Origin of the sequence: Streptomyces sp. NPDC002130, from assembly GCF_040296465.1 — a bacterium.
Classification (GTDB): domain Bacteria; phylum Actinomycetota; class Actinomycetes; order Streptomycetales; family Streptomycetaceae; genus Streptomyces.
In genome coordinates, this window is the sequence record NZ_JBEOXI010000742.1 from 1 (window position 1) to 1576 (window position 1576).

At 64.1% G+C, this 1576-nt stretch carries 2 protein-coding genes; one reads left to right on the forward strand and one right to left on the reverse strand.

Annotated features, from left to right (window positions below; genetic code table 11):
• Positions 1-129: 129 nt before the first annotated feature.
• On the forward strand, positions 130-957 hold the full coding sequence (locus ABT116_RS45045) for a TylF/MycF/NovP-related O-methyltransferase (RefSeq protein ID WP_351646820.1): 828 nt from the start codon (positions 130-132) through the stop codon (positions 955-957).
• Between the two features lie 3 nt (positions 958-960).
• Here ABT116_RS45045 and ABT116_RS45050 read toward each other — a convergent pair whose 3' ends face one another.
• Positions 961-1473, reverse strand: a complete 513-nt coding sequence (locus tag ABT116_RS45050) for a hypothetical protein (protein WP_351646822.1) — start codon at positions 1471-1473, stop codon at positions 961-963.
• Positions 1474-1576 lie beyond the last annotated feature (103 nt).

Consider the following 1576-nt stretch of genomic DNA (forward strand, 5'->3'; position numbering starts at 1 on the left):
GAGGACGTCGGGCCGCACAAGCTGGCTACGCCGGCGACCGTGCTCAGCGAGTACAAGCGCACCACGGACGACGGGACCGGTAGCGTAGAAAGCCTGGCAGCATGGGAGTGATCCCGTCGAGAGGTTGCCATGTTCGAGCAGTTCCGTTCCAGCGCCAGGACCAAGCTTCAGCGTGCGGTATCCGAGGTGGTCGAGGCCGCCGACCGGCACAACGCAGACCGCACGCAACAGATCCTCGACGCGCTGACGCTCTCACGTGACGAACTGGCCGGGGCCCGCGGTGACATCGCGGGCCTCCGGTCCAGGATCGACGAGCTGGAATTTCGTCAGCGACGGGATCTGGCCTACGCCGTGGACCTGGAAGCGACGGCGTCGACGGCCGAGTTCATCCTCGAGCACCTTCGAGTCGCGGAGACATTCGGCCACCCGCACGACACGCTGCGCCATGCACTGGGCTTGATCGAAATCCCCGGCATGGCACTCGAATTCGGCGTTGCCAGCGGAACCACACTCAGGATCGTCGCGGAAGCATTCACCGAACGTGAAGGGACCGTCGCAGGTTTCGACGTCTTCTCCGGCCTTCCGGAAACGTGGCGCACCGGGTTCCCGGTGGGCGAGTTCGCTCAGGAATCCGTCCCCGAAGTGCCTGGAGCGCAATTGGTTCCGGGCCTATTCGAGGACACTTTGCCCTCGTTCCTGAACGACGAATCCGGCCCCGTTGCCTTCTTGCACCTCGACGCGGATCTCTACTCGTCCACCAAGACGGTGCTCGACCTCCTCGGCGACCGACTGGTACCCGGGTCGATCGTCGTCTTCGACGAGTTCTTCAACTATCCCGGGTGGCAGCAGCACGAGTACCGGGCGTGGACGGAGTTCGTCACACGCACCGGCATCTCGTTCGAATACCTCGGGTACACCGTCGACAACGAGCAGGTCGTCGTCGAGATCACCAGCTGAGAATCACTTCTCGTACAGACGTGCCCAGTTCTCTCGACTCGTGAGTTCGGGCATCGCAGCACGGTACTTCGTCGACACGGCAGGTGCTTCCTTCTGGAATCGACGCAGTAGCTTCACCGTTCGGATCACGAGAGCGCGCGCCGTTGCCTTGTTTCGCTGCCGGATACGTACCCCCGATTGCGAAGCATCCGTGACGACTACATGGTCGAACTGCGAGATATGCCACCAATGCGCGTCTTCGCGCGGAATATTGATCAGTCCGCCTCGGGTGCGCCCCAACCACTGGTCCACCGCACGCTTGACCAGGATCACTCGCATCAGGCTCGGTTCGCCGCCGGCGCGCTCGGTGTGGAGTTCGTTCGAGGGAACCGGCGCCGTGGCAGCGTCGTGTTTGATCGTCTCCGCATATTGCGCTCGACCGGCGCGGATACTTGCCATCGCCTCGATGCCACCGTCCCGCAACGCCTCCGGGCCATCGAGGTAGTCCTCGATGCCCTTCAGCGTCGTGAAGGCCAGGCCGTATTGTGCTGCTGCGCCACATCGAGGACGGCCCCTCCTGGTGGGCGGAGGTCGCCCTGCGCAGCGAGGAGGCCGCCCCCGCCGATCCGGTGCCGCTGCG